General features: G+C 65.2%; 29 protein-coding genes. 5 read left to right on the plus strand and 24 right to left on the minus strand.

The features are described 5' to 3' along the window. Nucleotides 1-115: 115 nt before the first annotated feature. A complete protein-coding gene (locus tag RCH11_RS03715; protein ID WP_327055641.1) occupies nt 116-1,258 on the plus strand; it encodes a glycerol dehydrogenase in 1,143 nt (380 codons plus the stop codon). Nucleotides 1,259-1,313: 55 nt separating this feature from the next. On the opposite strand, the gene RCH11_RS03720 is transcribed toward RCH11_RS03715, so the two are convergent. The 18 genes from RCH11_RS03720 to RCH11_RS03805 form a co-directional block, all read right to left on the minus strand. After that, a complete protein-coding gene (locus RCH11_RS03720) occupies nt 1,314-1,802 on the minus strand; it encodes an NUDIX hydrolase (protein ID WP_327055642.1) in 489 nt (162 codons plus the stop codon). Between the two features lie 51 nt (nt 1,803-1,853). After that, a complete protein-coding gene (der, locus tag RCH11_RS03725) occupies nt 1,854-3,377 on the minus strand; it encodes a ribosome biogenesis GTPase Der (protein WP_327055643.1) in 1,524 nt (507 codons plus the stop codon). Between the two features lie 34 nt (nt 3,378-3,411). Then, nucleotides 3,412-4,098, minus strand: a complete 687-nt coding sequence (gene cmk, locus RCH11_RS03730) for a (d)CMP kinase (protein ID WP_327055644.1) — start codon at nt 4,096-4,098, stop codon at nt 3,412-3,414. After that, nucleotides 4,095-5,171 (minus strand): prephenate dehydrogenase, encoded by a 1,077-nt coding sequence (locus RCH11_RS03735; RefSeq protein ID WP_327055645.1) that lies wholly within the window; start codon nt 5,169-5,171, stop codon nt 4,095-4,097. Before RCH11_RS03735 ends, cmk begins: the two co-directional genes overlap by 4 nt. A gap of 34 nt (nt 5,172-5,205) precedes the next feature. Further along, the gene (gene aroH, locus RCH11_RS03740; RefSeq protein WP_327055646.1) at nt 5,206-5,568 is read right to left on the minus strand and encodes a chorismate mutase; all 363 of its coding nucleotides are present in this window, start codon (nt 5,566-5,568) and stop codon (nt 5,206-5,208) included. Beyond that, complete coding sequence (locus RCH11_RS03745; RefSeq protein ID WP_327055647.1) at nt 5,568-6,389, minus strand: pseudouridine synthase; 822 nt, start codon at nt 6,387-6,389, stop codon at nt 5,568-5,570. The genes aroH and RCH11_RS03745 overlap by 1 nt, the downstream gene beginning before the upstream one ends. After that, nucleotides 6,379-6,987 carry an SMC-Scp complex subunit ScpB gene (gene scpB / locus RCH11_RS03750; RefSeq protein WP_327055648.1) on the minus strand — a complete coding sequence of 203 codons (609 nt, stop codon included), beginning with the start codon at nt 6,985-6,987 and terminating at the stop codon, nt 6,379-6,381. Before scpB ends, RCH11_RS03745 begins: the two co-directional genes overlap by 11 nt. Next, nucleotides 6,977-7,786, minus strand: a complete 810-nt coding sequence (locus RCH11_RS03755) for a segregation and condensation protein A (RefSeq protein WP_327055807.1) — start codon at nt 7,784-7,786, stop codon at nt 6,977-6,979. Before RCH11_RS03755 ends, scpB begins: the two co-directional genes overlap by 11 nt. A 22-nt stretch (nt 7,787-7,808) precedes the next feature. Then, nucleotides 7,809-8,699 carry a ParA family protein gene (locus tag RCH11_RS03760; protein WP_327055649.1) on the minus strand — a complete coding sequence of 297 codons (891 nt, stop codon included), beginning with the start codon at nt 8,697-8,699 and terminating at the stop codon, nt 7,809-7,811. Nucleotides 8,700-8,901: 202 nt separating this feature from the next. Beyond that, nucleotides 8,902-9,852: a site-specific tyrosine recombinase XerD gene (gene xerD / locus RCH11_RS03765; RefSeq protein WP_442789002.1), complete on the minus strand. Its 951-nt coding sequence runs from the start codon at nt 9,850-9,852 to the stop codon at nt 8,902-8,904. Beyond that, nucleotides 9,827-10,462 carry an NUDIX hydrolase gene (locus tag RCH11_RS03770; RefSeq protein WP_327055808.1) on the minus strand — a complete coding sequence of 212 codons (636 nt, stop codon included), beginning with the start codon at nt 10,460-10,462 and terminating at the stop codon, nt 9,827-9,829. Before RCH11_RS03770 ends, xerD begins: the two co-directional genes overlap by 26 nt. Before the next feature lie 68 nt (nt 10,463-10,530). Continuing rightward, nucleotides 10,531-12,222, minus strand: a complete 1,692-nt coding sequence (locus RCH11_RS03775) for a CTP synthase (RefSeq protein WP_327055651.1) — start codon at nt 12,220-12,222, stop codon at nt 10,531-10,533. Between the two features lie 66 nt (nt 12,223-12,288). Continuing rightward, nucleotides 12,289-13,077, minus strand: a complete 789-nt coding sequence (locus tag RCH11_RS03780) for an SseB family protein (RefSeq protein ID WP_327055652.1) — start codon at nt 13,075-13,077, stop codon at nt 12,289-12,291. Between the two features lie 16 nt (nt 13,078-13,093). Further along, nucleotides 13,094-13,843, minus strand: a complete 750-nt coding sequence (gene priA / locus RCH11_RS03785; RefSeq protein WP_327055653.1) for a bifunctional 1-(5-phosphoribosyl)-5-((5-phosphoribosylamino)methylideneamino)imidazole-4-carboxamide isomerase/phosphoribosylanthranilate isomerase PriA — start codon at nt 13,841-13,843, stop codon at nt 13,094-13,096. Nucleotides 13,844-13,880: 37 nt separating this feature from the next. Further along, a complete protein-coding gene (gene hisH / locus RCH11_RS03790) occupies nt 13,881-14,513 on the minus strand; it encodes an imidazole glycerol phosphate synthase subunit HisH (RefSeq protein ID WP_327055654.1) in 633 nt (210 codons plus the stop codon). A gap of 2 nt (nt 14,514-14,515) precedes the next feature. Then, on the minus strand, nt 14,516-15,121 hold the full coding sequence (gene hisB, locus RCH11_RS03795) for an imidazoleglycerol-phosphate dehydratase HisB (protein ID WP_327055655.1): 606 nt from the start codon (nt 15,119-15,121) through the stop codon (nt 14,516-14,518). Beyond that, the gene (locus RCH11_RS03800) at nt 15,118-16,233 is read right to left on the minus strand and encodes a histidinol-phosphate transaminase (RefSeq protein ID WP_327055656.1); all 1,116 of its coding nucleotides are present in this window, start codon (nt 16,231-16,233) and stop codon (nt 15,118-15,120) included. Before RCH11_RS03800 ends, hisB begins: the two co-directional genes overlap by 4 nt. A gap of 62 nt (nt 16,234-16,295) precedes the next feature. Continuing rightward, entirely contained in the window at nt 16,296-16,655 is a 360-nt protein-coding gene (locus tag RCH11_RS03805; protein WP_327055657.1) for a LysM peptidoglycan-binding domain-containing protein, read from the minus strand. A gap of 322 nt (nt 16,656-16,977) precedes the next feature. Between RCH11_RS03805 and lexA the strand changes: the two genes are divergently transcribed. After that, nucleotides 16,978-17,670 carry a transcriptional repressor LexA gene (gene lexA / locus RCH11_RS03810; RefSeq protein WP_327055809.1) on the plus strand — a complete coding sequence of 231 codons (693 nt, stop codon included), beginning with the start codon at nt 16,978-16,980 and terminating at the stop codon, nt 17,668-17,670. Here the strand turns inward: lexA and RCH11_RS03815 are convergent. The 4 genes from RCH11_RS03815 to hflX all read right to left on the minus strand — a co-directional run bounded on the left by RCH11_RS03815 (nt 17,622) and on the right by hflX (nt 23,648). Beyond that, entirely contained in the window at nt 17,622-18,431 is an 810-nt protein-coding gene (locus tag RCH11_RS03815) for a DUF4184 family protein (RefSeq protein ID WP_327055658.1), read from the minus strand. The genes lexA and RCH11_RS03815 overlap by 49 nt on opposite strands. A gap of 151 nt (nt 18,432-18,582) precedes the next feature. Then, on the minus strand, nt 18,583-20,898 hold the full coding sequence (metE, locus tag RCH11_RS03820) for a 5-methyltetrahydropteroyltriglutamate--homocysteine S-methyltransferase (protein WP_327055659.1): 2,316 nt from the start codon (nt 20,896-20,898) through the stop codon (nt 18,583-18,585). Next, the gene (locus RCH11_RS03825) at nt 20,895-21,893 is read right to left on the minus strand and encodes a methylenetetrahydrofolate reductase (protein ID WP_327055660.1); all 999 of its coding nucleotides are present in this window, start codon (nt 21,891-21,893) and stop codon (nt 20,895-20,897) included. Before RCH11_RS03825 ends, metE begins: the two co-directional genes overlap by 4 nt. Before the next feature lie 210 nt (nt 21,894-22,103). Then, on the minus strand, nt 22,104-23,648 hold the full coding sequence (gene hflX, locus RCH11_RS03830) for a GTPase HflX (RefSeq protein WP_327055661.1): 1,545 nt from the start codon (nt 23,646-23,648) through the stop codon (nt 22,104-22,106). Nucleotides 23,649-23,690: 42 nt separating this feature from the next. Here hflX and RCH11_RS03835 point away from each other — a divergent pair, with 42 nt between their 5' ends. From RCH11_RS03835 to RCH11_RS03845, 3 genes are read left to right on the plus strand one after another with little or no spacing between them, the layout of a single operon-like run. Continuing rightward, on the plus strand, nt 23,691-24,299 hold the full coding sequence (locus RCH11_RS03835) for a class I SAM-dependent methyltransferase (protein ID WP_327055662.1): 609 nt from the start codon (nt 23,691-23,693) through the stop codon (nt 24,297-24,299). Next, nucleotides 24,296-24,451, plus strand: a complete 156-nt coding sequence (locus RCH11_RS03840) for a hypothetical protein (protein ID WP_327055663.1) — start codon at nt 24,296-24,298, stop codon at nt 24,449-24,451. The genes RCH11_RS03835 and RCH11_RS03840 overlap by 4 nt, the downstream gene beginning before the upstream one ends. Continuing rightward, nucleotides 24,451-24,525 (plus strand): mycothiol transferase, encoded by a 75-nt coding sequence (locus tag RCH11_RS03845; RefSeq protein WP_327055810.1) that lies wholly within the window; start codon nt 24,451-24,453, stop codon nt 24,523-24,525. Before RCH11_RS03840 ends, RCH11_RS03845 begins: the two co-directional genes overlap by 1 nt. 406 nt (nt 24,526-24,931) lie before the next feature. Here RCH11_RS03845 and dapF read toward each other — a convergent pair whose 3' ends face one another. Further along, nucleotides 24,932-25,807, minus strand: a complete 876-nt coding sequence (dapF, locus tag RCH11_RS03850) for a diaminopimelate epimerase (protein WP_327055664.1) — start codon at nt 25,805-25,807, stop codon at nt 24,932-24,934. Beyond that, a complete protein-coding gene (miaA, locus tag RCH11_RS03855; protein ID WP_327055665.1) occupies nt 25,800-26,711 on the minus strand; it encodes a tRNA (adenosine(37)-N6)-dimethylallyltransferase MiaA in 912 nt (303 codons plus the stop codon). Before miaA ends, dapF begins: the two co-directional genes overlap by 8 nt. Nucleotides 26,712-26,714 lie beyond the last annotated feature (3 nt).

Below are 26,714 nucleotides of genomic sequence, written 5' to 3' on the forward strand. Positions count from 1 at the left end.
GGCTGTCTCACGGAGTGCGGTTCTCGCACTGTGAGATGGCATGATGCCTGCACGATGACGGGGTTTTAGCGTTACCCCCACACCACTCGTCGAGACACCGTCGTCAGGAGACACTATGTCAGCGCCCATTCGCACCATTATCAGTCCCGGCCGCTATGTTCAGGGGCCGGGAGCCATCCGTCGGGTGGGGGAATTCCTCGCCACGATCGGTCGCACCCCGCTGATCGTCAGCGACGATGTTGTGTGGGGCTTCGTCAGTCATGATGTCGAAACTTCACTCAATGCCGCCGGGCTCCCCCTTCGACGGGAGAAGTTCAACGGGATGCCCTCCGCGAAAGAAGTCGACCGATTGGTCGCTGTCATCGCCGATGCGCAGGCGGATGTCGTCGTCGCAATCGGTGGCGGAAGCACGATCGACGCGGTGAAGGCCGCGGGATTCCTCTCCGGCATCCGCTGGGCCACTGTTCCATCGGTCGCCTCCACCGACGCACCCACCTCAGCGCTCGCCGTGATCTACACCGAGGAGGGCGTCTTCGAGGAATACCGGTTCTTTCCGCGCAATCCGGATCTGGTGCTGGTCGACTCGCAGCTAATTGCCAACGCTCCGGCCGCGTTTCTCGCCGCCGGGGTTGGCGACGCTCTCGCCACCTGGCTCGAGGCGCGCGCGACCGCCCAGTCGTTCTCGCCCACAATGGCCGGTGGCCTTCCCACTCTCGCCGGCACGGCACTCGCCCGCCTCAGTTGGGACGTGCTCTGGGAAAACGCCCTCCCGGCCCTCGACGCGGTGCGGGATCACCTGCTCACTCCCGCGGTCGAAAAGGTGATCGAGGCAAACACCCTGCTTTCCGGGCTCGGATTCGAATCCGGTGGCCTTGCGGCGGCACATGCCATCCACAACGGACTCACGGCTGCGCCCCAGACGCACGGACTGGCTCACGGCCAGAAGGTGAACATCGGATCGCTCACCCAGCTCATTCTCGAGGGTGCCCCGACCGCGGAAATCCGTGATTTCGTGGAGTTCACCACGAGGGTTGGCCTGCCAACGACACTCACCGAGATCGGGCTGTCGGTCGATGACGACGACGACCTGATGGCGGTCGCGATTGCGGCGACCGTTGAGGGCGAGACCATCCACAACATGCCGTTCGAGGTCTCGCCCGGCGAAGTGGTGGCCGCCCTTTCCTCACTCGAACGGTTCTCCCGCGGGGTACGCGAACGGGCCGGCCTGCCGGCGCCGGAGTTCTACCGGGCACACTGACGAGGAAAGGGTAGCGCCGGCGCGGGAGACAACGCCCATCGCCGACCGCGCAGACTCAGTCGGCGAGGTGCTTTCGCAGGTCGTTCCAGGCGTCACCAAAACCGGGGTGGAGGGGCAGAGCCTCCACCTCGGCGACCGGCACCCACCGAAGCTCGGTGCTCTCGGCATCCGCAATCACCGGTTCGAACATTTCGAGTGCCTCGGTCACCACGGTCGTGTACGACCAATACCCGAGATCGAACACAGAGGTGTGGATGACGCGAAGCAACTGCGCCGGAACCATCGCCTCTTCCGCCGCCTCGCGCAGCGCACCGTCGACGGCGCTCTCCCCCTGTTTGCGCGCGCCGCCCGGCAGCCCCCAGGTTCCCCCGAAATGGCTCCAGGCCACCCGGTGCTGCAGCAGCACGCCGAGCGAACGGTGCCAGACGAGGAGACCGGCCGCACCAAAGACTCCCCAGAACTTCGCACCGTCCGGGCCGTAGACCCAGGCGTCCCCCGGGTCGCGAATGTAGCCCGGCGGCAGGGGTGGGGGGCGGTCAGACATCCTTCAAGTGTGCACTACCGGTGAGCCCCAACCGGCACCACCGGCGAAAACTCAGGTACGCTTCCGGCGCTCGCGCACGCGCATGTTCACGTTGATCGGGCTGCCCTCGAAGCCGAAGATCTCGCGCAGCCGACGGGTGATGAAACGACGGTAGCCCGGGTCGAGGAATCCCGTCGTGAACAGCACGAACGTCGGCGGACGGGTCGCAGCCTGGGTGCCGAACAGGATCCGCGGCTGCTTGCCGCCGCGCACCGGGTGCGGATGCTCGGACGCGAGCTCGGCGACGAGCGCGTTGAACTTACCGGTGGGAATGCGGGTGTCCCACGACGCGAGCGCGAGTTCTAGCGCCGGAACAAGCTTCTCGAGGTGTCGACCGGTCTTGGCGGAGATGTTGACCCGCGGAGCCCACGCCACGTGGGCGAGGTCCTGCTCAATCTCTCGCTCGAGGTAACGACGGCGGTCGTCATCCATCAGGTCCCACTTGTTGAAGGCGAGCACGAGGGCACGACCAGACTCGAGCACGAGGTCGATGATGCGCACGTCCTGCTCGCTGATCACGTCGCTCACATCGAGCACGACGACGGCGACCTCGGCCTTCTCGAGAGCGGCACTGGTGCGGAGAGAGGCGTAGAAGTCGGCACCCTGGGCAAGATTCATGCGACGGCGGATGCCCGCGGTGTCGACGAAGCGCCACACCTTGCCACCGAGTTCGACCTGCTCGTCGACCGGGTCGCGGGTGGTTCCGGCAAGCTCGTTCACGACGACCCGCTCTTCGCCGACGGCCTTGTTGAGCAGGCTGGACTTGCCGACGTTCGGCCGACCGAGGATGGCGACGCGACGCGGTCCTCCCACCTCTTCCTTCGCAACGGTCGAGACCTCGGGAAGGATGGTGAGCACGTGGTCGAGCAGGTCGGCGACGCCGCGACCGTGGAGCGCGGAGACCGGCCACGGTTCGCCGAGGCCGAGGCTCCAGAGGCCCGCGGCTTCCGGCTCCTGGCGCGCGTCATCCACCTTGTTGGCAGCGAGGATCACGGGCTTGTTGGTGGAGCGCAACATGCGAACGACGTGCTCGTCGGTGCTGGTGGCGCCCACGTTAGCGTCGACGACGAAGAGCACGGCGTCAGCAAGGTCGATCGCGATCTCGGCCTGGGCTGCGACGGAGGCGTTGATGCCCTTGGCATCCGGCTCCCAGCCGCCAGTGTCGACGAGAGTGAACCGGCGTCCGGCCCACTCGCCCTTGTAGGTGACCCGGTCGCGGGTGACGCCAGGGGTGTCCTGGACGACGGCTTCGCGACGGCCGAGGATGCGGTTGACCAGCGCCGACTTGCCCACGTTGGGGCGCCCGACGATCGCGAGAACGGGAAGGGCCGGCAGATAGGTGACGGCATCCGGATCATCCGACGCGGAGTCGAGGATGTCGCGGTCTTCCTCGTCGAGGTCGTAGTCGTCGAGGCCCGCGCGCAGGGCGTTGGCCCGCATGAGCGCATCGGACTCGTCGAGCACGGCGAGCTTCTCGCTCAGCTTGGGATCGAGATCGCCGTATTCGTCGTGTTCTTGGTCGTTGTTGTCTGGCATGGGGGTTTCCTGGTCTGTGGTCTCGAGAAGGCCGCTACTGGCCTTCTCGACCGACGAAAGCTATGACCGCCTGCACGGTCTGGTCGAAGTCGAGATCTGTTGAATCGAGGGTGGTCACACCCTCGGCGGCGTTCATGAAGTCGACAACCCGAGAGTCCTGGGCATCTCGAGAACTGAGCTTTTCGGCGACGGCCGCAGCCGACTCCGACGGTAACTCAGCGGAACGCCTCGCCATTCTAGCTTCTTCGGATGCCGTGAGCAGCATCCGGGCGTCGGCGTCCGGGCAGACCACGGTCGTGATGTCCCGCCCCTCGGTGATGATGCCCGGTCGTTCGCTGCGGTCGATGACTTCGCGAAACAGGTCGACGAGGTAGGCGCGCACCACCGGAATCCGTGCGACCTGGCTCACGACGGCGGAGATGCGGGGGTCACGGATCGACGCCGTGACATCCACTCCGCCGACCCGCACGAAGTAGTCGTCGGGATCGATGCCGATCTCGTAGTCGAAGGCGGGGAGCGCGGCGATCACGGCGTCGGCATCCGCGGTGTCCACGCCGTTTTCGAGCGCGAACCAGGCGAGCGCCCGATAGGCTGCGCCGCTGTCCTGGTAGTCGAAGCCGAGCGCGCGAGCGGATGCCCGGCTCACGCTCGACTTGCCGCTTCCGGCCGGACCGTCGATGGCCACGACCACGCGGCCACTCCTGTCGGGTGTGCTCTTCATGCGCCGACCTGCGCGATGCGCCAGCCTCGCGCCTCGAGGTCGGCAACGAGACCGGCCTCCGCCTCGGGAACCACGGAGATCTCAGCGAGTCCGATCTGTTGCCCCGGCGAGTGCTCGAGCCTCAGGTCTTCCATATTCACCCCGATGTGTCCGATCTCGGTGAGCAGGCGTGCCAACTCCCCCGGCCTGTCGTCGACCATCACGATGATCTGGTGGAAGCGTCGATCCTGGCCGTGCTTGCCCGGGATGCGGGACACTCCGGTAGTGCCGCCGGCGAGCAACTCGGCGAGGGTACGCCGTGCTCCGGGCAGTTCGGGTGCGCCGAGAGTATCGATGGCCCGGTCGAGGTCGGCGCGGTACTCGCGCAGCACAGCAGTGACCGCAGCGGCATTCGCCCCGAGGATCTGCACCCACAGTTCGGCATCGCTCGAGGCGATCCGGGTGGTGTCACGCAATCCCTGCCCGGAGAGGGACAGTGCTGATTCGGTGCCTCCGATGAGTCGCCGGGCCAACAGCGAGGCGATCACCTGCGGCACGTGGGAGACCAGAGCGACGCTGGTGTCGTGCTGCTCGGCTGTCATGATCACCGGAACCGCGCCGAGGTCGAGCACGAGGTCTTCGATGACTCCGACCTGCGCCGCCGGCATTCCGTCCTGCGGCGTGATCACCCAGGGTCGCCCGAGAAAAAGGTCGCCACGGGCCGAGATCGGTCCGCCGCGTTCGCGACCGGCGAGCGGATGCGAGCCGACATAGCGGTCCACGTCGGCACCCGCGGCGCGCACCCCTGCCAGCACAGCCACCTTGACGCTCGAGACATCCGTCACCAGGGCATCCGGGAAGGCCGCAAGTTCATCGGCGATCACCCGCGCCGTCACATCCGGTGGCACGGCCACCACGACGAGGCGCGGATTGTCGGTATCGCGAGCGGCTCGACCGGCTCCGTAGTCGATCGCGAGGCTGAGGTTCGCTGGCGAGGAGTCGTGCACGATCACCTCCACTCCGAGGGCGCGAAGGCCGAGGCCGACGCTCGCACCGAGCAGGCCAGTGCCGACCACGCGTACCTGGCCGATCATGCGGCTTCCATTCATCTTCGGGGGTCCGTAGCTTCTATTGGGCGAGGTCGAGTCGAAGCGCGATCGCGCCCCGCAGGTAGGTGTGGACGATGTATTTGCGCGGCGTATCGGTCTCGACGAGGGCCATCAGGCGGATGACGCGCGGCATCGACCCCGCGACAGCCATCTCCACCGCGCACATCAGTGGCACGTCGCCGAGACCGAGTTCGCGGGCTGCAAGGGCGGGGAACTCGCTCGTGATATCCGGCGTCGCGGTGAACATCACCGAGATGAGCGCGTCGGTATCGATCTCGTTGGCGTGGAGCGTCTTCGACAGCAGCTCGGCGGTGGAATGCATCACCTCCACCCGGTCGTCGCGGTCGAGCTGGATGGCCCCGCGGATAGCGCGCACGGCCATCAGTCGCCCGTTCCTTCCAAGTCGCCCTCGTCGGGAGCGGATGTCGCGTCCCGCGAGATCGTCAGCAGCGCGCCGAGCTCGGCCTTGGTGAGGTCGCGGATGTCACCGGCCGCGAGCGATCCGAGGTGCAGCGGGCCGAACTGGCGCCGCACAAGGTCGATCACCGGATGACCCACCTCCTCGAGCATCCGCCGCACGATGCGGTTGCGTCCGGAGTGCAGCGTGATCTCCACGATCGTCTCGCGAGCACCGGCCTGGCCGACGATGCGCGCCTTGTCGGCCGCGATCGGACCGTCTTCGAGGTCGATGCCGCTGGTGAGTCGGGCGACCGTCTGGGGAGACACCCGGCCCTCAACCTTGGCGATATAAGTCTTCATCACCCCGAACGATGGGTGCGCGAGCACGTGGGCAAGCTCGCCATCGTTAGTGAGGATAAGCAGGCCGGAAGTCTGCGCATCGAGGCGGCCCACGTTGAAGAGCCGCTCGTCGAAACGGGAGACGAAGCGCTGGAGGTCGGGGCGCCCCCGATCGTCCTGAAGCGAAGAGACGATTCCGACGGGCTTATTGAGCATGAGGTAACGGCGCGAGGTGTCGAGCTGGATGGCGACGCCGTCGACCGAGACGAGATCAGCCGGGAGCACGCGACGGCCGAGCTCCGTGACGACCTCGCCGTTCACCTCGACGCGCCCGGCTTCGATCATGTTCTCCGAGACACGACGCGACGCCACGCCGGCGGCGGCCATGAGCTTCTGCAGGCGCACGCCGTCGTCGGAGGCAGGTGTTGGCGCCGATACGGATCCAAGGGAATTATCAGAGGACATCGGCGAAGCCCTCCGATCCGTCGGAGAGCAGCGGCGAGATCGCCGGAAGTTCGTCGATCGAGTTGATTCCCAATTGGGCGAGGGTCAGGTCGGTCGTGGCGTAGTGGATGGCGCCGGTCTCGCTCTCGGTGAACGCTTCGCTGATGAGGCCACGGCCGAGAAGCGTGCGCACCACCGAATCCACGTTCACCGCCCGGATCGACGCAATGGCACCTCGACTGATCGGCTGCTTGTACGCAATTACCGCGAGCGTCTCGAGCGCCGCCTGCGAGAGTCGTGTCGGATTCTGGGTGAGCACGAAGTCGCGTACGACGTCGTCATATTCACCGCGCACGTACATGCGCCATCCGCCGCCCACCTCGCGCAGCTCGAAGCCGCGACGGATGCCACCGCCAGCGCCGATACCCTGGCCGTCGAAGTCGGCGACAAGCCGCTCGATCGACTGCCGCACCGCAGCGACGGGAACGCTCAGCGCCGTGGCGAGCGAGATGAGGGTCTGCGGCTCGTCTGCGATCATCAGGATCGCTTCGAGACTGCGCTCGACATCCAGCGCAGTCTTCACACTCTCGGGAGTCGTGTCCAACATGTCAATTTCCATAGTCTGATCCCAGGGTCGCGAGGTCTTCTTCCGACCAGTGTTCGGCAGTCCAGCGCACGGTGAGCTCGCCGAGTGGTTCGAGCTGTTCAAAGGCGAGGGATGCCCCGCGATAGAGCTCAAGGATGGCGAGAAAGCGTGCCACGATGACGCCCTTCTGCTCGACGCCGGCGATGAGCTGGCGAAACGTCATCGGCTCGCCCCGGCGCAGGAGCGCAACGACATGCGCCGCCTGCTCCCGGATGCTGACCAGCGGCGCGTGCAGGTGGTCGAGGCCAACGGTCGGCACCTCGCGCGGGGCGAATGCCAGTGCAGCCAGGGCCGCGAAGTCCTCGAGGCTGACCGTCCAGACGAGCTCGGGAGTCTGCGTGCGAAACTTCTCCTCGAGACGCACAGCGCGCACATGACGTGTGGACTCCGCGTCGAACCGGGCAGAGAACCAGGCTGTCACTTCCTTGAAGGCCCGGTATTGCAGCAGACGCGCGAACAGGAGGTCACGCGCTTCGAGCAGCGCCACGTCCTCGGCATCCACCAGCTCACCCTGGGGCAGGAGGCCGGCCACTTTGAGGTCGAGGAGTGTCGCGGCAACGACGAGGAACTCCGTCGCCTGGTCGAGTTCCGTGTTCGTGTCGAGTTGCTTGAGGTAGGCGATGAACTCACCCGTGACGATACTGAGTGAGATCTCGGTGATGTCTAGCTCGTGCTTGCCAATGAGCGAGAGCAAGAGGTCGAAGGGACCGCTGAAGTTGCTGAGACTCACCGAGAAGCCGGTAGCCTCCGGGTTCTCCGCTGGAGCGAGCACCTTAGCGGGCGACCGTGTTCCCTCAGGCGACCGCGCCACGGGCGATCAACTCTCTGGCCAACTGGCGGTAGGCAACAGCGGCCTGGTGGTCGGGAGCGAACTGGGTGATCGGGGTGCCTGAGACGCTCGCATCCGGGAACTTCACGGTGCGGCCGATGACGGTCTCGAAGACGCGGTCGCCGAAGGTCTCGACCACTCGCTCGAGCACTTCGCGGGAATGCAGCGTGCGCGAGTCGTACATGGTGGCAAGGATGCCGTCGAGCTGAAGGGCGGGGTTGAGGCGATCCTTGACCTTCTCGATGGTCTCCACGAGCAGCGCGACTCCGCGAAGGGCGAAGAACTCGCATTCGAGCGGGATCAGTACCCCGTGGGCGGCGGTGAGCGCGTTGACGGTGAGCAGGCCGAGGGAGGGCTGGCAGTCGATGAGGATCACGTCGTACTCGCCGCTCACCTGGCGGAGCACCCGCGCGAGGATCTGCTCGCGAGCCACCTCATTCACGAGGTGCACCTCCGCCGCAGAGAGGTCGATGTTGGCTGGGATCACGTCGAGACCGGGCGTCGAAGTCGTGCGGATCGTCTCATGGGCGTCCTTCACGGTTCCGAGCATGAGGTCGTAGATATTCGACCCCTCGTGACTCGGTACGCCGAGACCAGCGGACAGCGCTCCTTGCGGATCGAAGTCGACGGCGAGAACGCGGCGACCGTATCCGGCAAGCGATGCGCCGAGGCTGATCGCGGTCGTGGTCTTACCGACGCCACCCTTTTGATTGCAGAGAGCGATGATGCGGGCGGGACCGGGCTTCGCCAGTGGTTTCGGCTCGGCAAAGACGCTGATGGGGCGGCCGGTCGGGCCGTTGACGACACGTTCGAAACCGGGGAGCGCCTCAGCCGATTTGTCCCGCTTCGCTGTCATCCCGACATTCCTCACCCTTGGTCACCGGCCGCTGCCGACTGGTGACGATTCTACCGATGCGCGTCATTGCGGCCGATTCGACCCGCCTCCCTCACCCCAAAACGCAGGAGATTCGCCACCGAAGTGGTCCTTCGGCGGCAGAACCCCCTTTTCGTGGCGAATCTCCTGCGTTTTCGAAGAAGTGCCAGCGGCGGGGCGGTACTCAGCGAGCGCGCGGATGGGCGGTCGTGTACATATCCCGGAGGGTATCTGCGGTCACGAGCGTATAGATCTGCGTGGTTGCGACGGATGAGTGACCGAGCAGTTCCTGCACCACGCGCACGTCCGCGCCGCCCGCGAGCAGGTGCGTGGCGAACGAGTGCCGGAAGGTGTGCGGCGAAATCTCGAAACCGAGCTTCGCCTGCTCTGCCCGGGCGCGGATGATGAGCCACGCGTTCTGCCGAGAGACACGCTGGCCGCGGATGCCGAGGAATAGTGCGGGGGTCGCCCTGCCGCGGGTGGAGAGCATCGGCCGCGCCCGCACCAGGTAGCTGTCGATGGCGGCCTGCGCATAGGAGCCGAGCGGCACGATCCGCTGCTTGCCTCCCTTGCCGAACAGCCGCACGACATCCACAGCCGCCCCCTCGGTGCCGATCACATCGTCCACATTGAGGTCGACGGCTTCGGAGATACGAGCACCGGTGGCGTACAGCAACTCCAGCAGGGCGTGGTCGCGAAGGGACTGCAGATCGTCGCCCGCCGCCGCGTCCAGCACTGCTGCCATCTGCTCGATCGTGATGGCCTTCGGCAGCCGACTCGCGAGCTTCGGCGGAGTCACGTCGGCCGCGACATCCACATCGACCATCCCCTCATCGAGCAGGAAGCGGTGCAGGCTACGCACACTGGACAACATCCGAGCCATCGAGGATGCCGTGAGCGGCTTCTCACTTCGGATGCGCAGGTGTTGCGCAAAGGCCGAGACGTCGGCGAGGGAAATGCCCTCCGGGGTCGTGACCTGCCGGGTCTCGAGCAGCCGCCGGTAGGCCGCGAGGTCACGCCGATAGGCCGCCACCGTGTTCGCCGACAGCCCGCGCTCGATCGAGACATGCCGGAGATACCGGTCGACGGCCCCCTCAAGTGAAGAGCTGTCAGTCACGGCCGCGGAGTTTCGGATGGCGCGGCCAGGGTGCGTCGGCCGGTCCAAGACTCGCCCAGCCCCCGGCTCGCGAGACCTGGGCCGTCAGCACGGCAATGGAAAGGATCGAATTGCCTATCGTGCGAGCGAGCACCGCGGCGACGACCTCGTCGAGCGGCACCCAGCGCTTCTCGATCTCTGACTCCTCGTCGGTTCGCTCGAAGGTTTCGCTCGAGGCGGTCAATCCGCGAGCCAGGTAGACGCGAATTGCCTCATTGCTGCCGCCGGGAGTCGAATAGAAGTCGCTCAGCAGATTCCACTCGCTGGCCACGACATCCGCCTCTTCGGCGAGTTCACGCTGTGCCCCGAGCTCCGGCGCTTCCCCATCGATGTCGAGCAGCCCGGCCGGAATCTCCCACTCTCGCGTGCCGATGGCGTGCCGATACTGGCGGATCAGCAGCACCCGATCCTGCTCATCAAGAGCGAGAACCGCAACCGCACCGGTGTGGTCGACGTATTCCCGGGTGATCGTCTCGACCGGCTTCGCATCGCCGTATTCGAAGACGTCACGACGGATGTCCCACACGATTCCGCCGTAGACGATCTCGCTGGACCTCAGGGTAACCGGCGATACCTCGTCGGCAAGTATTGGGTCGGCGTTTGTCTGCCGCTCTGCGTTTGTCTGCCGCTCTGCGCTTGTCTGCCGCTCTGGGGCGCTCACGCGTCCTGCACCGTAAACAGCCGCGTCGCCTCCTGGCGCTCGAGCGCCGCACCGACGAGTCCCTGGAAGAGCGGATGTGCGCGGTTGGGCCGCGATCGCAGCTCCGGGTGCGCCTGCGTTCCCACGTAGTACGGGTGCACGTCTCTCGGGAGTTCCACGAATTCGACCAGGTGTCCGTCCGGGGAGACACCGGAGAAGTCGAGTCCCGCCGCAGCGATCTGCCCGCGAAAGGCATTGTTGACCTCATATCGGTGACGATGACGCTCTTCGACGCGGCCGGAGTCATAGACATGCGCGACGATCGAGCCGGCGGCGAGGTCTGCCGGGTAGAGACCGAGGCGCATGGTGCCCCCGAGGTCACCCCCCGCGATGATGTCCACCTGTTCGGCCATGGTCGCGATCACGGGGAATTCGGTCTCCGGGTCGAATTCCGACGAGGATGCCCCGGTGAGACCGACAACGTTGCGGGCGTACTCGATGACCATGCACTGCAATCCGAGGCAGAGTCCGAGCGCCGGGATGCCGTTCTCGCGCGCGAACTTGAGCGCCCCGAGCTTGCCCTCGATTCCGCGCACACCGAATCCTCCAGGCACGCAGATTCCGTCGACGTCCGACAGCAGCCGCGCGGCCCCCTCTGGCGTCTCGCACTCGTCAGACGGGATCCAGCGGATGAGCACCTTCGTCTGCTGGGCGAAACCGCCGGCGCGCAGGGCTTCGGTCACAGACAGATAGGCGTCCGGCAGGTCAATGTACTTGCCGACGAGTCCGATCGTGACCTCGTGCTTGGGCTGGTGCACCGCCGTAAGCAGATCTCGCCAACCAGACCAGTCCACGTCGTCGGCTTCGAGCCCGAAGTGGTTGATGATGTAAGCATCGAGTCCCTGGTCGTGCAGCATGGTCGGGATGTCGTAGATCGACGGCACGTCGATCGCGTTGACGACGGCCTGTTCGTGCACGTCGCACATCAGCGCGATCTTGCGCTTGTTGGACTCGGAGACCGGACGGTCGGAGCGGAGCACCAGGGCATCCGGCTGGATACCGATCGAGCGCAGCGCCGCAACCGAATGCTGGGTCGGTTTCGTCTTCTGCTCACCTGAGGCTCCCAAGTACGGCACCAGAGACACGTGCACGAAGAAGACATTGTTTCGACCGAGTTCGTGGCGCACCTGCCGCGCGGCCTCGAGGAATGGCAGGGATTCGATGTCGCCGACGGTGCCGCCGACCTCGGTGATGATCACATCCGGCTTGCCAGAGCTCAAATTTTCGCTGTCGCTCGCCTGCAGCCGCATCCGCCGCTTGATCTCGTCGGTGATATGCGGGATGACCTGCACCGTGTCGCCGAGATACTCACCTCGGCGCTCCTTCGCGATCACGGTCGAGTAGATCTGGCCGGTGGTGACGTTTGCGGCCTGGTTGAGATTGATGTCGAGAAATCGCTCGTAGTGGCCGATGTCGAGGTCGGTCTCCGCCCCGTCATCGGTGACAAAGACCTCACCGTGTTGGAAGGGGTTCATGGTGCCCGGATCCACGTTGAGGTAGGGATCGAGCTTTTGCATGACGACACGGAGGCCCCGAGCCGTGAGAAGGTTGCCGAGACTGGCTGCCGTGAGTCCCTTACCGAGACTCGAAACGACCCCACCCGTGACAAAAATATGCTTGGTTACGTCCGCGTTTTGTTTGTCGACCACGGGATTACAGCTTACCGGAGGGTCTCTGCCGAAAACGGACCGGGGCTTGCCCCAGTTCAGGCAATCTCAGGCCCCTGCGGTACCCAGTTGCACCCTCAGCGAATCCACCCGCGTCGCGATGATCTCGCTCGCGGTCCACCGGGCCTGCAGTCGCTCGAGCATGGCGTTCAGTTCGGTCACAGCGAGGCCGGGGGTGAGGGTGAGGTGCACGACCAGTTCGGGGCCTTCGAGACGGGCATCCGGGTCCCCTGGCTCGAGGCTCACGGATTCCACGGTGGGTTCGAACGCGGCCGAATTACGGAATTGGCCCAGAATTTCGAGGTCAAGATAACTCGGGATCCAAGCCTGGGATTGTGCGATCGCCCAGAGCGCTGGGCGACGGATGGCGAACTCCGTCGGCGAAGTTGGGTCGAGCACCACGAGCTCCGTGCCCTCGCTCGCGGCGGCTAAAGCAACCCGCACGGCGTTCGCCGGCACCGGCCGCGCCAGCGGCTTCCAGCGCCGCATAGCGTCGACCGAGCTGAAGACAGGCATGACGTTGCGACCGTCCGGGCCGGACACCGTGACGATCGACAGCTCCGCACTCTTGTCTCCGGTGTGATGGTGTGCATCGATCCCCGATTCGCCAAGGTGAGCCACGAGCGGAATCAGCAGTCGCGAGTTCCGGATGGCATTGATGACTTCGGCCTCCCCGACTCCGGCCGCCCCGATTTCCCCCTCTCGGAACAGGACTTCCCCGTCTCGGAACAGGTGGAGAGCACGGATCAGGGCGGCGGGAGCCGAGCCATCGTCGGCCGAGGCCGGATGGTGCTCGAACTGGCGCCCCTCCCAGGGCACGCCAGCGGAATCGGACACGGTGCTCTCGACGCGCTCAGTCGGACGCGACCGAGAGCGCCTCGGTGAGAGTGAAGGCCTTCGCATACAGCGCTTTGCCTACGATTGCCCCCTCGATACCGAGCGGCACGAGAGCGCGCAGCGCCGCGATGTCCTCAAGATTCGAGATACCACCGGATGCCACGACCGGTCGGTCGGTGCGCTCGGCGACCGATCGCAGCAGCTCGAGGTTCGGGCCCTGAAGAGTGCCGTCCTTGGTGACATCTGTCACAACGTAACGCGCGCAACCGGCCGTCTCGAGGCGGTCGAGAACCTCGAACAGGTCTCCGCCCTCCTCTGTCCAGCCCCGCGCCGCGAGGGTCGTGCCGCGCACATCGAGGCCCACCGCAATGAGTTCACCGAACCTGGCAATCACGCGGGCGGCCCAGTCCGGGTTTTCCAGCGCCGCCGTTCCGAGATTGATGCGCGTGGCGCCAGTGTCCAGGGCGGCCTCCAGGCTCGCGTCATCGCGGATGCCGCCCGATAACTCGATGAGGGCGTCCCCACCAACCCGCTTGATCACCGAACGGATCACATCATGGTTATTGCCACGACCGAACGCCGCGTCGAGGTCGACGAGATGGATCCACTCGGCTCCCTGCGCGGTCCAGTCGCCTGCGGCGTCTACCGGGTCGCCATAGCTCGTCTCACTGCCGGCCTCCCCCCTGGTCAGGCGCACGGCCAAGCCGTCGGCGACGTCGATGGCCGGCAACAGCACGAGTTGGGGGGTGCGGGCGAGATCGCTCATCGGGTCTTTTCTGTTCGTCACGAAAGCTCGGGAAGTTCTACAGGGATTCGAGCCAGTTCGAGAGTAACCGGATGCCCGGCTCCCCCGATTTCTCGGGGTGAAATTGAGTGGCGCTCAGCGGTCCGTTCTCCACTGCGGCCAGGAATCTGGTTCCGTGCTCTGCCCAGGTGAGCTTCGGCTGGGGGAACGGAGCCGTGACGTCGAGACTCCACTCGCTGGCGGCGTAAGAGTGCACGAAGTAGAACCGCTCCTCGGCGATTCCCTCGAACAGCAGGGAATCGGGCGGTGCCTCCAGCGTGTTCCAGCCCATGTGCGGCAGGGTCGGCGCCTTCAACTCCGTGATGACTCCTGGCCACTGGTCGAGGCCCGCCGTCTCCACTCCGCGTTCGACTCCGAGACCGAACAGCACCTGCATTCCCACGCAGATACCGAGCACCGGTTTGCCGCCCGCCAATCGCAGGTCGATGAGATCTCCGCCGTGCACGGAGTCGAGGGCGGCCATCACCGCCGAGAAGGCACCGACTCCCGGCACGAGAAGCCCATCGGCGGCAAGCACCCGCGTGCGATCCGCCGTGAGTTCGACATCCGCTCCCGCAGCCTCGAGAGCCTTCACTGCCGAATGAACATTGCCGCTACCGTAGTCGAGCACCACGACGGAGGGGCGGCTCATGGTCAGAGCGCGCCCTTGGTAGACGGAATGCCGGTGACTCGGGTATCCGGCTCCACGGCTTGGCGAAGGGCACGCGCGAAGGCCTTGAACTCGGCTTCCGCAATGTGGTGCGGGTCGCGACCACCCAGAACGGTGACGTGCACGGTGAGCCCGGCATTGAAAGTGATGGCCTCGAAGACGTGTCGCACCATCGAGCCGGTGAAGTGGCCACCGATGAGGTGAAACTCAAAACCGGACGGCTCGCCGGAGTGCACGAGGTAGGGACGCCCGGAAACGTCCACCACCGCCTGCACCAGAGCCTCATCGAGAGGAACAAGCGCATCGCCGAATCGCGCGATTCCGGCCTTGTCGCCCAGCGCCTCCCGGATTGCTTTGCCGAGCACGATGCCGATGTCTTCCACCGTGTGGTGAACATCGATTTCCGTGTCACCACTGGCCCGAACCGTGAGGTCGATCAACGAGTGCTTCGAGAACGCGGTGAGCAGGTGGTCGTAGAACGGCACCGATGTCTGGATATCCGACACGCCGGTGCCGTCGAGGTCGAGCGACAGATCGATGCTCGACTCGCTCGTCTCACGCTGGAGGCGAGCGACGCGCTGGGGACTCATGGCCTCATCCTATCGAGAGCACCCGTGGCGACGGCACCGGCATCGAGGGCACCGAGTGCCTCGAGGAAGGCGGTCGTCTCCGTTGCCGTGCCCGCCGTCACCCGGAGGTGATTCGGGATTCCGATGTCGCGGATGATGATGTCCTGCTCAAGCAGCGCCTCGAATACGGCATGCGGATTCTCGACTCCCCCGAACAGTACGAAGTTGGCCCAACTGCGCCAGACGGGGTAGCCGAGCCGCGGGAGCTCCTCAAGCAGGCGGTCCCGCTGCTCCTTGATGTCATCCACCATTGCGAGCATCTCGGTGCTGTGGGCAAGCGCGGCGATCGCCGCCGCCTGGGTGAGAGCAGAAAGGTGATAGGGCAGGCGCACGAGGCGCAGAGCGTCAGTTATGGCGGGATCCGCGGCGAGGAAACCGAGTCGTGCCCCCGCGAACGCGAAGGCCTTGCTCATGGTGCGGGAAACAATGAGCCGCTCACGCCCGGCGAGCAGACTCAGCGCCGTCGGTAGCTCTGCCGGCGCGAACTCGGCGTAGGCCTCGTCCACCACGATGATGCCGTCGGTTGCGTCATAGGCGGCCACGATTGTCTCGAGGGACAGCGGAGTGCCGGTCGGGTTGTTCGGTGAGCAGAAAAAGACAATGTCCGGAGAAGTTTTCTCGATCCACTCCACCGCTGTCTGCGGCGAAATCTCAAACGCCGAGTCCCGCTCCCCCGCGATCCACCTCGTGCCGGTGCCTGCCGCGATGATCGAGTGCATGGAGTACGTGGGCGGAAATCCGAGCACGCTTCTGCCGGGACCCCCGAAGGCCTGAAGGATCTGCTGCAGCACCTCGTTGGAGCCGTTTGCGGCCCAGATGTTGTCACGCGTGAGGCCCGAACCCAGATAGCCAGCGAGACTCTCGCGCAGCTGCGTGAACTCTCTGTCGGGGTAGCGGTTGAGGCCAAGCACCACTGCGGCTAGTGCGGTCACGATGTCCGTGGCCACGGCCTCGGGGATCGGGTGAGTGTTCTCGTTCACGTTCAGGCGAATACGTACCTGCTCCTGCGGCGCGCCGTAGGGAGTGAGGCCACGAAGGTCGTCACGAATGGGCAGATCGTCGAGGGAAGCCACCTAACAATGTTAGATGCGCTAACTTGAGTGACCGTACAGAAGGGCGCGTAGGTGACCGTACTTCAGTGCCCGTACTTCAGTGGGATGGCCAGGGTCTGCCCCGGCTGCACGACCGCGCTGGACAACTGGTTGAGATGCACAATGTCGGAGACGACATCGCGAGGGTCGGCCGAAGGAGCGATCTGAGCCGCGAGCTGCCACAGGCTCTCACCCGCCTGCACCGTCACATGACCGAAGGCAACTGACTTCAAGGAGGCGGCGGAAACAGGGTCCATGGCGGCCGCACCGCCACCGTTTACGGCAAACCCGAGGGCAGCGATAACGAGGGGAAACGCCACGATCAGAGTCAGTAGTGCATAGCCGCGGCGGGTGATCCGAAGTCGGGGGGTGCCGATCGTGCCGTTCACAATTGCTGTACTCATTGCTATGCCTTCCTTACAGGGTTTTCGTATCCGACACTCGGCCGGGAGTGCCGGATACGAAGCTTTGTTCCGAACATACCTTCGAATTACCGGGAATTCAAGCTTCGTCTTCGACTTTTTCGCCGATTAGATCGCGACACACTCGAACAGGTGTTTGTTTCGGGCGCCAAAGGTGGATACAGTTTCGATTGTTTGGGGATTAGACAACCAGCAGCCACTGACACTGTGGAAACTGGCCCTGTCGAAGCAGGGCCGAGATAGTGGGAGAAGCATGAGCGAGATGGATTCCGAGATGGATTCAGTGCGGTCCGGCAGGGCGGAAATGCGCGGACCACGCGAAGCCGGTCCCCTGCAGGAGAAGCCGGGCACACGCCGTCGCAAGAGCCTGAGTGACAAGCAGCTCGCCATCCTCGATTTCATCCAGCGCGCCGTAGCGACCCGTGGCTATCCCCCGAGCATGCGCGAGATCGGGGACGCCGTCGGACTCTCCTCCCTCTCAAGCGTCACCCACCAACTCAACCAGCTCGAGCTCAGTGGCTATCTGCGTCGCGACCCCAACCGGCCGCGCGCCCTCGAGGTGCTCATCGACATCCAGCAGGAAGAGGGCGCAGTCGTCTCCGACAATCCGACGCCAATCGGTGATGCGGCGATGGTGCCGCTCGTGGGTCGCATCGCCGCCGGCATCCCGATCACGGCGGAGGAGATGGTTGATGAAGTTTTCCCGCTCCCCCGCCAACTCGTGGGCAAGGGTGAACTCTTCATGCTCAAAGTCGTCGGGGATTCGATGATCGACGCGGCGATCTGCGATGGAGACTGGATTGTCGTGCGTCAGCAGAAGAATGCCGAGAACGGCGATATCGTCGCAGCAATGCTCGATGAGGAAGCCACCGTCAAGGTGTTCCAGCAGCGGGACGGCCACACCTGGCTGCTTCCCCGCAATAGCGCCTTCGCGCCGATCCTTGGTGACTACGCCGAGCTGCTCGGCAAGGTCGTCGCGGTGCTGCGCTCCGTCTGAGGCAAGAGGTACCACCCGAGGCAGCCGAGTACAGCCAGAAGTCCGGCGCTCGCGATCGAAATCGTGGCTGTGTGGAAGAGCACTGTGCGATTGAAGGGGTCAGCGCCGCCGGTGACTCCGCCGATCCAGATCGCGAGTGCCACACCCACCTGCACGACACCAAGAATCACCCACACCGTAACCCTGGCTCGTGAATCGAGTCGACCCGAGTCGGTTCCAAACACCCGATGCTCGACCGGCGGCGTACGCCGCACCCACCCCCTAGCCCAGATCGCGGAAATCATGAGTCCGCCGATACTGCTCGCGTACTGGGCCCAGCGGTAGGCCGGGAACGGACCGAGTTGCGTGCGGAGGGCAGCAATCTGCAGAACCATCCAGCCATCCGGATGCGTGAAGGCGTCCCACACAAGATGCGTAGCGATTCCGACGAGCAGTGACACCAGCGTCACAGACACCAGACGGAGTGGTGGGCGCCAATCGGGGCGCCTCATGGGTAGCCGGAAGCGAGCGCGCACCCATTCCGGGGCGAAGTCGATAACGGGCGCTCGGAAGACGAGGGCCCAGAGCACCAAGACGAGTATTCCCATCGGAAGGTCAGCGAGCGGCACCCCGGGAATCGAGTGCGTGAGCTCCCGCGGGATACCGAGCGGGAGGAAATACGGAAGATCCGGAACCATGCTGCCGATTACCAGCGCCGCCGGAGCGAGTGGCGAGCGCACGAACGGCAGGATCGCGGCGATATGACTCGGCGTGAACGGCATCCGCTCACCCTAGCCGTGAGCGGTGCCAGCGGACCCGTGACCGGCCAAGCGCCCGCGAGTGACACTCGCGCCGGAAATTTCGGGCACGAGTGTCACTCGCGGGCGCGGACATCGGCCAGCGGTCAGGTCGACGCCGTGAACAGCACTCGGATCAGTGCGCGTGCACACGCTCCCGAACGGCGCGCGTGGCCGCGACGACGTTGGTGAGGGACGCCACGGTCTCGTCGTAGCCTCGGGTCTTCAGTCCGCAGTCGGGGTTGACCCACACCTGGCGGTTCGGGATCGATCCGAGCGCGATCTCGATGAGGTCGGTGACCTCCGCAATCGACGGCACACGCGGCGAGTGGATGTCGTAAACGCCCGGGCCGATCCCGCGACCGAAACCGCTGCGCTGGATGTCGGGAACGACCTCCATTTTCGACCGGGCGGCCTCGATCGACGTGACATCGGCATCGAGGTTGTTTATGGCGTCGATGACCACACCGAACTCCGAGTAGCAGAGATGGGTGTGGATCTGTGTCTTGGGGGCCACTCCCGCGGTGGCGAGACGGAACGAGCGCACCGACCAGTCGAGGTAGGCGGCCTGGTCGACTTTCTTGAGGGGCAGCAGTTCACGCAGCGCCGGCTCATCCACCTGGATGATGCCGATGCCCGCCTCCTCCAGGTCCTCAATCTCGTCACGGAGCGCGAGCGCGACCTGGTTCGCCGTCTCACCGAGCGGCTGATCGTCGCGCACGAAACTCCAGGCCAGGATGGTGACCGGGCCGGTGAGCATGCCCTTGACCGGCTTCTCGGTGAGGCTCTGCGTGTAAGCCGACCACTCCACCGTGATGGGGGCCTCGCGCGCGACATCCCCCCAGAGGATCGACGGACGCGTGCAGCGGCTGCCGTAGGACTGCACCCATCCGTTCTGCGTCACGGCGAAACCATCGAGGTGCTCGGCGAAGTACTGCACCATGTCGTTGCGCTCGGGCTCACCGTGCACGATCACGTCGATCCCGATCTTTTCCTGAAGCTCGACGACGCTCTTGATCTCAGCCTTGAGGAAGTCGATGTACGCGTTCTCGCTGATCTCGCCCTTCGCATTGGCCGCGCGGGCCTTGCGGATGGTGCCCGTTTGGGGGAACGAGCCGATCGTCGTGGTGGGCAGGAACGGCAGGTTGAGGGCGGCATCCTGCGCGGCCAGGCGCTCGGCGTAGTCGCCGCGTCCGAAGTCCGATTCGGTCAGCGCAGCCGCGCGAGCGCGCACGTCGCCGTCGCGCACGCCCGGAGCGACCCGACGGTCGGCGAGGGCAGCGGAGGCGGCATCCAACTCGCCCTGGATCGCGGATGCGCCGTGCACCAGTCCGGTCGCGAGGGTGGCGATCTGCGCCACTTTTTGGTCGGCGAAGGCCAGCCAACTCGTGAGTCGCCGGTCGAGGAACGGCTCGTCGGCCACGTCGTGCGGCGTGTGAAAGAGACTCGTGGAGGAGGTCACCGCGATATTCGGGGACAGTGCCCGCAGGGATTCGAGTGTTCCGAACGCGGCGGCGAGATCTCCGCGCCAGATATTGTGGCCGTCGATGACACCGCCAACGAGGGTCTTCTCGGTGCGGAATCCCCTCGGAATCGAACCCTTCACGAGGTCGAGACCGATGGCCTCGATTGGCGTCGCGTCGAGCACCGGGAGTGCGTCGTCGAGGCTGCCGTAGGGTGCGGCCACGAAGATCTGTGGGCGTACGGCAACGGCACCGAGGGCGTCGTAGGCGCGCTTGGTGGCGGCGAGCACCTGGTCGCGCGGCACCTCGATGCTCTCGCTCACGAGTGCGGGCTCGTCGAGCTGCACCCATTCGGCACCGACGGCGGTGAGCGCGGCGAGCAGTTCGACATATACCGGAAGCAGGTCGTCGAGCCGGTCGAGCGGCTGGTAGCCCTCAGGCGCGCTCTCACTTGGTTTGCTGAGAAGCAGGAAAGTGACCGGGCCGACGATGACCGGGCGGGTTCGGAATCCGGTGGTGGTGGCTTCCGCGACCTCACGCACGAGCCGATCGGAGGCAAGGCGCAGGGTGGTCTCTGGGCCGATCTCCGGAACCAGGTAGTGGTAATTCGAGTCGAACCATTTGGTCATCTCGGCCGGTGTGTTGTCGCCTTCGCCCCGGGCGATCGTGAAGTAGCCGGCGAGGTCGACGGTGCCGTCCGCTGCCACGAGGGAGGAAAACCGGGTGGGAACGGCACCGACCGTGACCGCGGCATCCAACATCTGGTCATAGAAGGAGAAGGCCTCGGGAATGGAGGAGTCCGTCTTACCCAGACCGAGAGACACCAGGCGTTCGCGCGTGGCGCGACGCAACTCGACGGCCGTGGCCTCGAGCTCATCGGCAGTTATCTTGCCCGCCCAAAACGACTCGACGGCCTTTTTGAGCTCACGGCGACGGCCGATCCGGGGGTAGCCCAGAATGCTGCCGGTGGGGAAAGTGGGGGTCGTCATGCGGATTCCTTGAGGTTGGGTGATTCTGGTGAGGTCGGCCGGGCGATGAGACCGACTCCGTCGAGCACGGACAAGACGGCTCGGTGCTGGTTGAAAGTGTAGAGGTGGAGGCCCGGCGCTCCCCCGGCGAGGATCTCGAGAGAGAGCGAAACCGCGTGCTCGACTCCGATGTCCGACTGTTCGTCAGTCGACTCAGAGGCGTGCAGACGGCGGGAGAGTTCTTCGGGACGCCGTTCTCCCGTGAGTTCGAGAATGCGTTCGAGTCGCGTCGCTGTCGTAGCTGGCATGAGCCCAGGAAGGATCGGGATGGTCACTCCGGCGACGTGCGCCTGGTCCACGAAAGCGAGGTAATCCTCGGCGTGGAAGAACAGCTGGGTAATCGCGATGGTCGCGCCGGAGACCTGCTTGGCCAGCAGGGTGTCGACGTCCTGGTTGGACCCCTTCGAGCGCGGATGCCCGTTCGGGAAGGCAGCGACGGCCACGCGCACCTTCTGCCGTGACGAGGGGATCGCGCCGCCTCCGGAAGCACTGCGCGACGGCAGTGTCGCGTACTGGGCCCGCTCCGTCTGAACCCGATGAATAAGCTGGACGAGCTCGGAGGCACTTCCGAGGTCGCCGAGAAAATGGTCGCCTTCGACCGCTCCGCGCGGAGGATCACCGCGGAGGGCGAGGAAGCTCGTGATTCCCGCGTCGAGGAATTCCCGCACCAGGCGATTAGCCTCGAAGTGTGACGAGCCGACGCAGGTGAGGTGCGCGAGGGGAAGGACCGAGGTCTCGCTGAGGATATAACGCAGCACCTCGAGCGAACTCTCACGGGATGAACCGTTTGCCCCGTAGGTGACCGACATGAACTCCGGGCCAGGGGCGGCCAGCTGCTGGATTGTGCCCCAGAGCGACTGCGCCGCCGCCGGAGTACGGGGAGGAAACAGCTCGAACGAGAACGGGATGCGCGCGCTCGACCCAGCGTTTTCACTGGGGTTGTCGGGAGCGGGCACGATCTGGCCTCAAGACTTCAGGATGGCTGTGCCGCGGCCCGGAGGCCCACTGCATCGCCGTCTCGAACGGATGCGAAGCCGATCGGCTCCTGTGGGCGGATGCCGGGCTCGGCTGTCGCTCCATCGGCCTCAGGTCCCGCTAAACGAGTTCTTGGCCGACGTGCGATCAGCCTAGCAAGCAGGACTGATACACGAAGAAGTGTTACGCGCTCAGACGATGCTCGCGGGCAGGGCCACCGCGAAAGGACGCAGGGCCGCCGCATGTTCTTCGGTAACGAGTACCGCGATCCGCGTCCCACCCTCCTCGTAGTCGGTCGACACGATTCGCGCATGATCGTGGAGTGCGGAGATCACGTCACCGCGGTCGTAGGGCACCAGCAGGTCGAGTTCGATCGACGGGGCGGGAAGCGTGCGGGCGATGGCCGCGAGGATCTCTTCAATACCCTCTCCGGTGCGCGCCGACGCGAAGATCGCCTTCGGCTCGAGCCCTCTCAGAACGAGGCGCTGACTATCGTCGATGAGATCGCTCTTGTTGAACACCACGATCTCCGGGATGTGGCGGGCTTCGACTTCGCCGATCACGTCACGAACGGTGGTGAGCTGGCTTGCCGGGTCCGGGTGCGATCCGTCGACGACATGAAGGATGACATCCGAATCAGCGATTTCCTCGAAGGTCGAGCGGAACGCCTCGACCAGTTGGTGGGGCAGATTGCGCACGAAGCCGACGGTGTCGGTGAGCGTGTAGGCCTGTCCTTCCTCGGTCTCGTTCTTGCGCACCGCCGTGTCCAGCGTCGCAAACAGCGCATTCTCCACGAGCGCTCCGGCCCGGGTGATGCGATTGAGTAGCGACGACTTGCCGGCGTTGGTATACCCGGCGATCGCGACGGATGGCACGGAGTTGCGGTTGCGATTGGCGCGATTCGCCTCCCGTGCCGGCTTGAAGGCTAAAATCTGCTTCTTCAGGCGGGACATACGAGTGTGGATGCGGCGGCGGTCGAGCTCGATCTTCGTCTCACCCGGACCACGGCTTCCCATACCGTTACCCGCGCCCACCTGGCCACCGGCCTGGCGAGACATCGACTCACCCCACCCGCGAAGGCGGGGGAGCAGGTACTCCAGCTGGGCAAGTTCGACCTGTGCCTTGCCCTCTCGGCTCTTAGCGTGCTGGCTGAAAATGTCGAGAATCACGGCGGTACGGTCGATGACTTTCACCTTCACGACGTCCTCGAGGGCACGCCGTTGGCTGGGCGCGAGCTCGCTGTCGACGATGACGGTGTCGGCACCGACGCTGGCGACGACATCCCGAAGCTCGATTGCTTTGCCTTTGCCAAAGAAGGTGCTGGGGTCAGGGGTCGCGCGTCGCTGGAGGAGGCCGTCCAGTACGGTGGCACCGGCCGTCTCGGCCAGTGCGAAGAGCTCGCGCATCGAGTTCTCGGCCTCTTCGGTATTGCCTTGGCTGTAGATGCCGATGAGCACGACGCGCTCAATCCGCAGCTGTCGATATTCGACCTCGGTGACATCTTCGAGTTCGGTGGAGAGACCGGCGACTCGTCGAAGCGCCTGACGGTCTTCGCGGTCAAACTGGTCGCCGTCGGCGTTCGATTCGACGCCGCGACGCTGTAACGCCTGCGCCCCGCCGTTCATTGTGGTTCCACTGCCAAACAGCGTGTAGCCGGCCGACCTGCTCGCGGCTCTCGCCAGCACGCGGCTGACGGCGTCGTCATCCTCGTGTGCTGCTGTCTCAGGTTCAATCATCTGGTTAACCCTAGCTCTTCGTATTTCGATAGATTTCTCTGCATGGCCCCCGAGCATTACTTCTCTGAATTACCCGAGAGTGAACTCAAATTTCGTCAAATTCACGTTGCTCTTGCCGGCCAGGTCCGAGAACTGATCACGTCCAATGGCATCTTTTCTCCCGAGCGCATCGACGCGGGCACTCAGGTCTTGCTCGCCAACACTCCCCCGGCGCCACCCGGTGGAAACCTGCTCGATCTTGGCTGTGGATGGGGACCGATTGCCCTCACTCTCGCTGTTCAGTCTCCTCACGCCACGGTATGGGCGGTCGATGTGAATTCCCGCGCCCTCGACCTGGTACGCCGCAATGCAGAAACTATGGGCGTTACCAATATCAACGCTGTCACCCCCGAAGATGTTCCCTCAGACCTGTGCTTCATGACGATCCGCTCCAACCCGCCGATTCGGGTGGGCAAGAACGAACTGCACGGCATGCTCGAATTCTGGCTGCCCCGGCTCGACCTCGAATCGGACGCCTGGCTCGTCGTGCAGCGCAATCTCGGCTCCGACTCGCTGCACCGCTGGCTCGAGAGCTGGCTCCCGACCGACTTCACCACCTCACGTGCGGCCACGAACAAGGGCTATCGAGTGCTGAAGGTGCGGCGCAAGTGACCCGAACGGATCCGCCGCACTACGGATCCGAGCGCGATCTTCTCGAAGGTTTTCTTCAATACCAGCGATCTGCGATGTTCATGAAGGTCCGGGGCCTCAGCGATGCGGATGCGGCGAAACGGCTATACCCCACCGGCGGCTCGTTTACCTAATCGAAGAGACCGCCCGTCACCTCGGCCACCTCGATCTGCTGCGGGAGATGCTCGACGGCGCGACGGGCGAGTAGAGACGCCGGAGACTCCCCTCCCCGCTCTCCGCTCTCCCCTCTCCCCTCTCCGCTCTCCGCCTCTCCGCTCTCCCCCTCTCCGCCGAAGCCGGAGGGTTTGACGTCATGACCGTTCTGGTACAGCCTCGCGGAGGGAGACGTGCGCTCTCGCGGAGGGGATATGGCGCCGCGGAGGGAGACGTGCCTCCCTCCGCGAGACCGTATGCCTTCCGGGACCATGACAGGGGCTCGCGCAGGCTCGCGCAGGCTCGCGCAGGCTCGCGCAGGCTCGTTATCCCCCGCCACGACGACTCTTCCCCCGCCACGACCGACGACCTGTGCCGCCGATGTGAGGCGGCACGTCGCGGATCAGCACGTCGAGGATCAGCGGGTCAGGACCAGCCGGTCAGGATCAGTAGGTCGCGGATCAGTAGGTCAGGTCGCCTTCGAAGACCAGTTCGGCCGGTCCGCTCAGCGAGACGTGCTCGCCGTCTTCGGCCGCCCACATCCGCACACCGAGCGTGCCACCGGACACCTCGACCCTCCACTGGTTCGGCGCGCCAGTGCCCGCCCAGTGCCGCGTCGCAAGGGCCGCGGCCGCCGCTCCGGTGCCGCAGGACAGGGTCTCTCCACTGCCGCGCTCGTGCACGCGCATGCGGATGCGTCCAACGCCGTCCTTGACCAGCGGATCCATCGGCACGACGAACTCTACGTTCGCGCCGTCCGTCGCCTCGGGCTCGAGCACGGGGATGAAGGTCAGGTCGGCACTTTCGAGCTCCTCGTTACTCGACAGGGCAACGACGACGTGCGGGTTTCCGATATTTATCCCGATACCGGGGCGGGCGACGGACAGGTTCTTCGCCCGCACGAGCGGCTCTCCACCCTTCAGCGACCAGCGCCCGAGATCGACCTGGAATCCGGAAGCGTTGCGCTGGAGGTCGCGCACGCCGCTCCGCGTGCCGATGGGCAGAGTCTCCCCCTGGCCGAGCGTCGCCAACCCGTTCTGGATCAGGAACTTGGCGAATACCCGGATGCCGTTGCCGCACATTTCCGACACCGATCCGTCGGCATTGTGATAATCCATGAACCATTCCGCCGCGTCATCCTCGGCAAGGGCCGCAGCGCCAGCCGGCAGATTCTTCGAGCGGACCGCGCGGATCACACCATCACCGCCCACTCCGAAGTGACGGTCGGCGATCGCGGCGATCTGTTCCGCGGATAGGTCGATCAGGCCGTCGGGATCGGCGAAGAACACGAAATCGTTGCCGGTCCCCTGGCCCTTGGTGAAATGCAGGTCAGGCATGATCCCAGAGTAGCTGGCGGGCAGTGGCCACCCTGTGCGGGTCATCCGAGTCGAGCCAGGTCGTTTGGGGATAGCGACGAAACCAGCCGACCTGCCGCCGCGCGTACTTGCGGGTGAGCACCCGGGTCTGCTCGATGGCTTCGGCCTCGGTGATCGCCCCATGCAGTTGCTCGATCGCCTGCGCATAACCGATGGCTCGCGATGCTGTCACGCCGAGGCCAGCGAGCTCAAGCGACCGTGCCTCGTCCCCCAGACCGTCAGACCACATGCCTGCGACCCGGGCATCGAGCCGATGCACCAACAGTTCCCGCGACGTGGCGAGACCGAAGGACGTCGTGGGCATCCAATAATCCGACTCCGCGGGGAGACCGGATCCGAAAGGGCCTCCGGTTAACTCGACGACCTCGAGTGCTCGCACGAGTCGGCGCCCATTGTGGGGGCCGATCGCTGCCGCAGCCTCCGCGTCGACAACCGCTAAGTCCCGATGGAGAAGTCCGGGGCCGCGGTCGAGCAACTCCTGCTCCAGCCGAGCACGGATCAAGGGATCGGTGCCGGGAAACTGAAAGTCGTAGACCACCGACGAGACGTAGAGTCCCGATCCTCCGACCAGAATCGGCACGGCGCCGCGGGCGAGGATACCGGCGATCGCGGCGCGGGCATCTGCCTGGTAAGCAGAGACACTCGCCTCATCCCTCGGATCGAGGATATCGAGCAAGTGGTGCGGGATGCCGCGGCGCTCGTCGATCGGCAGCTTGGCCGTGCCGATGTCCATTCCGCGATACAGCTGCATCGCGTCGGCATTGACGATCTCGACGGCACGGCCTTCGGCCCGGAATACGTCCGCGAGATCGAGCGACAGGCCGGACTTGCCGGTTCCGGTCGCCCCGACGATGACGATGAGCATTAC

It is taken from the genome of Glaciihabitans sp. GrIS 2.15 (assembly GCF_035984695.1).
In the GTDB taxonomy this organism is placed as follows: domain Bacteria; phylum Actinomycetota; class Actinomycetes; order Actinomycetales; family Microbacteriaceae; genus Lacisediminihabitans.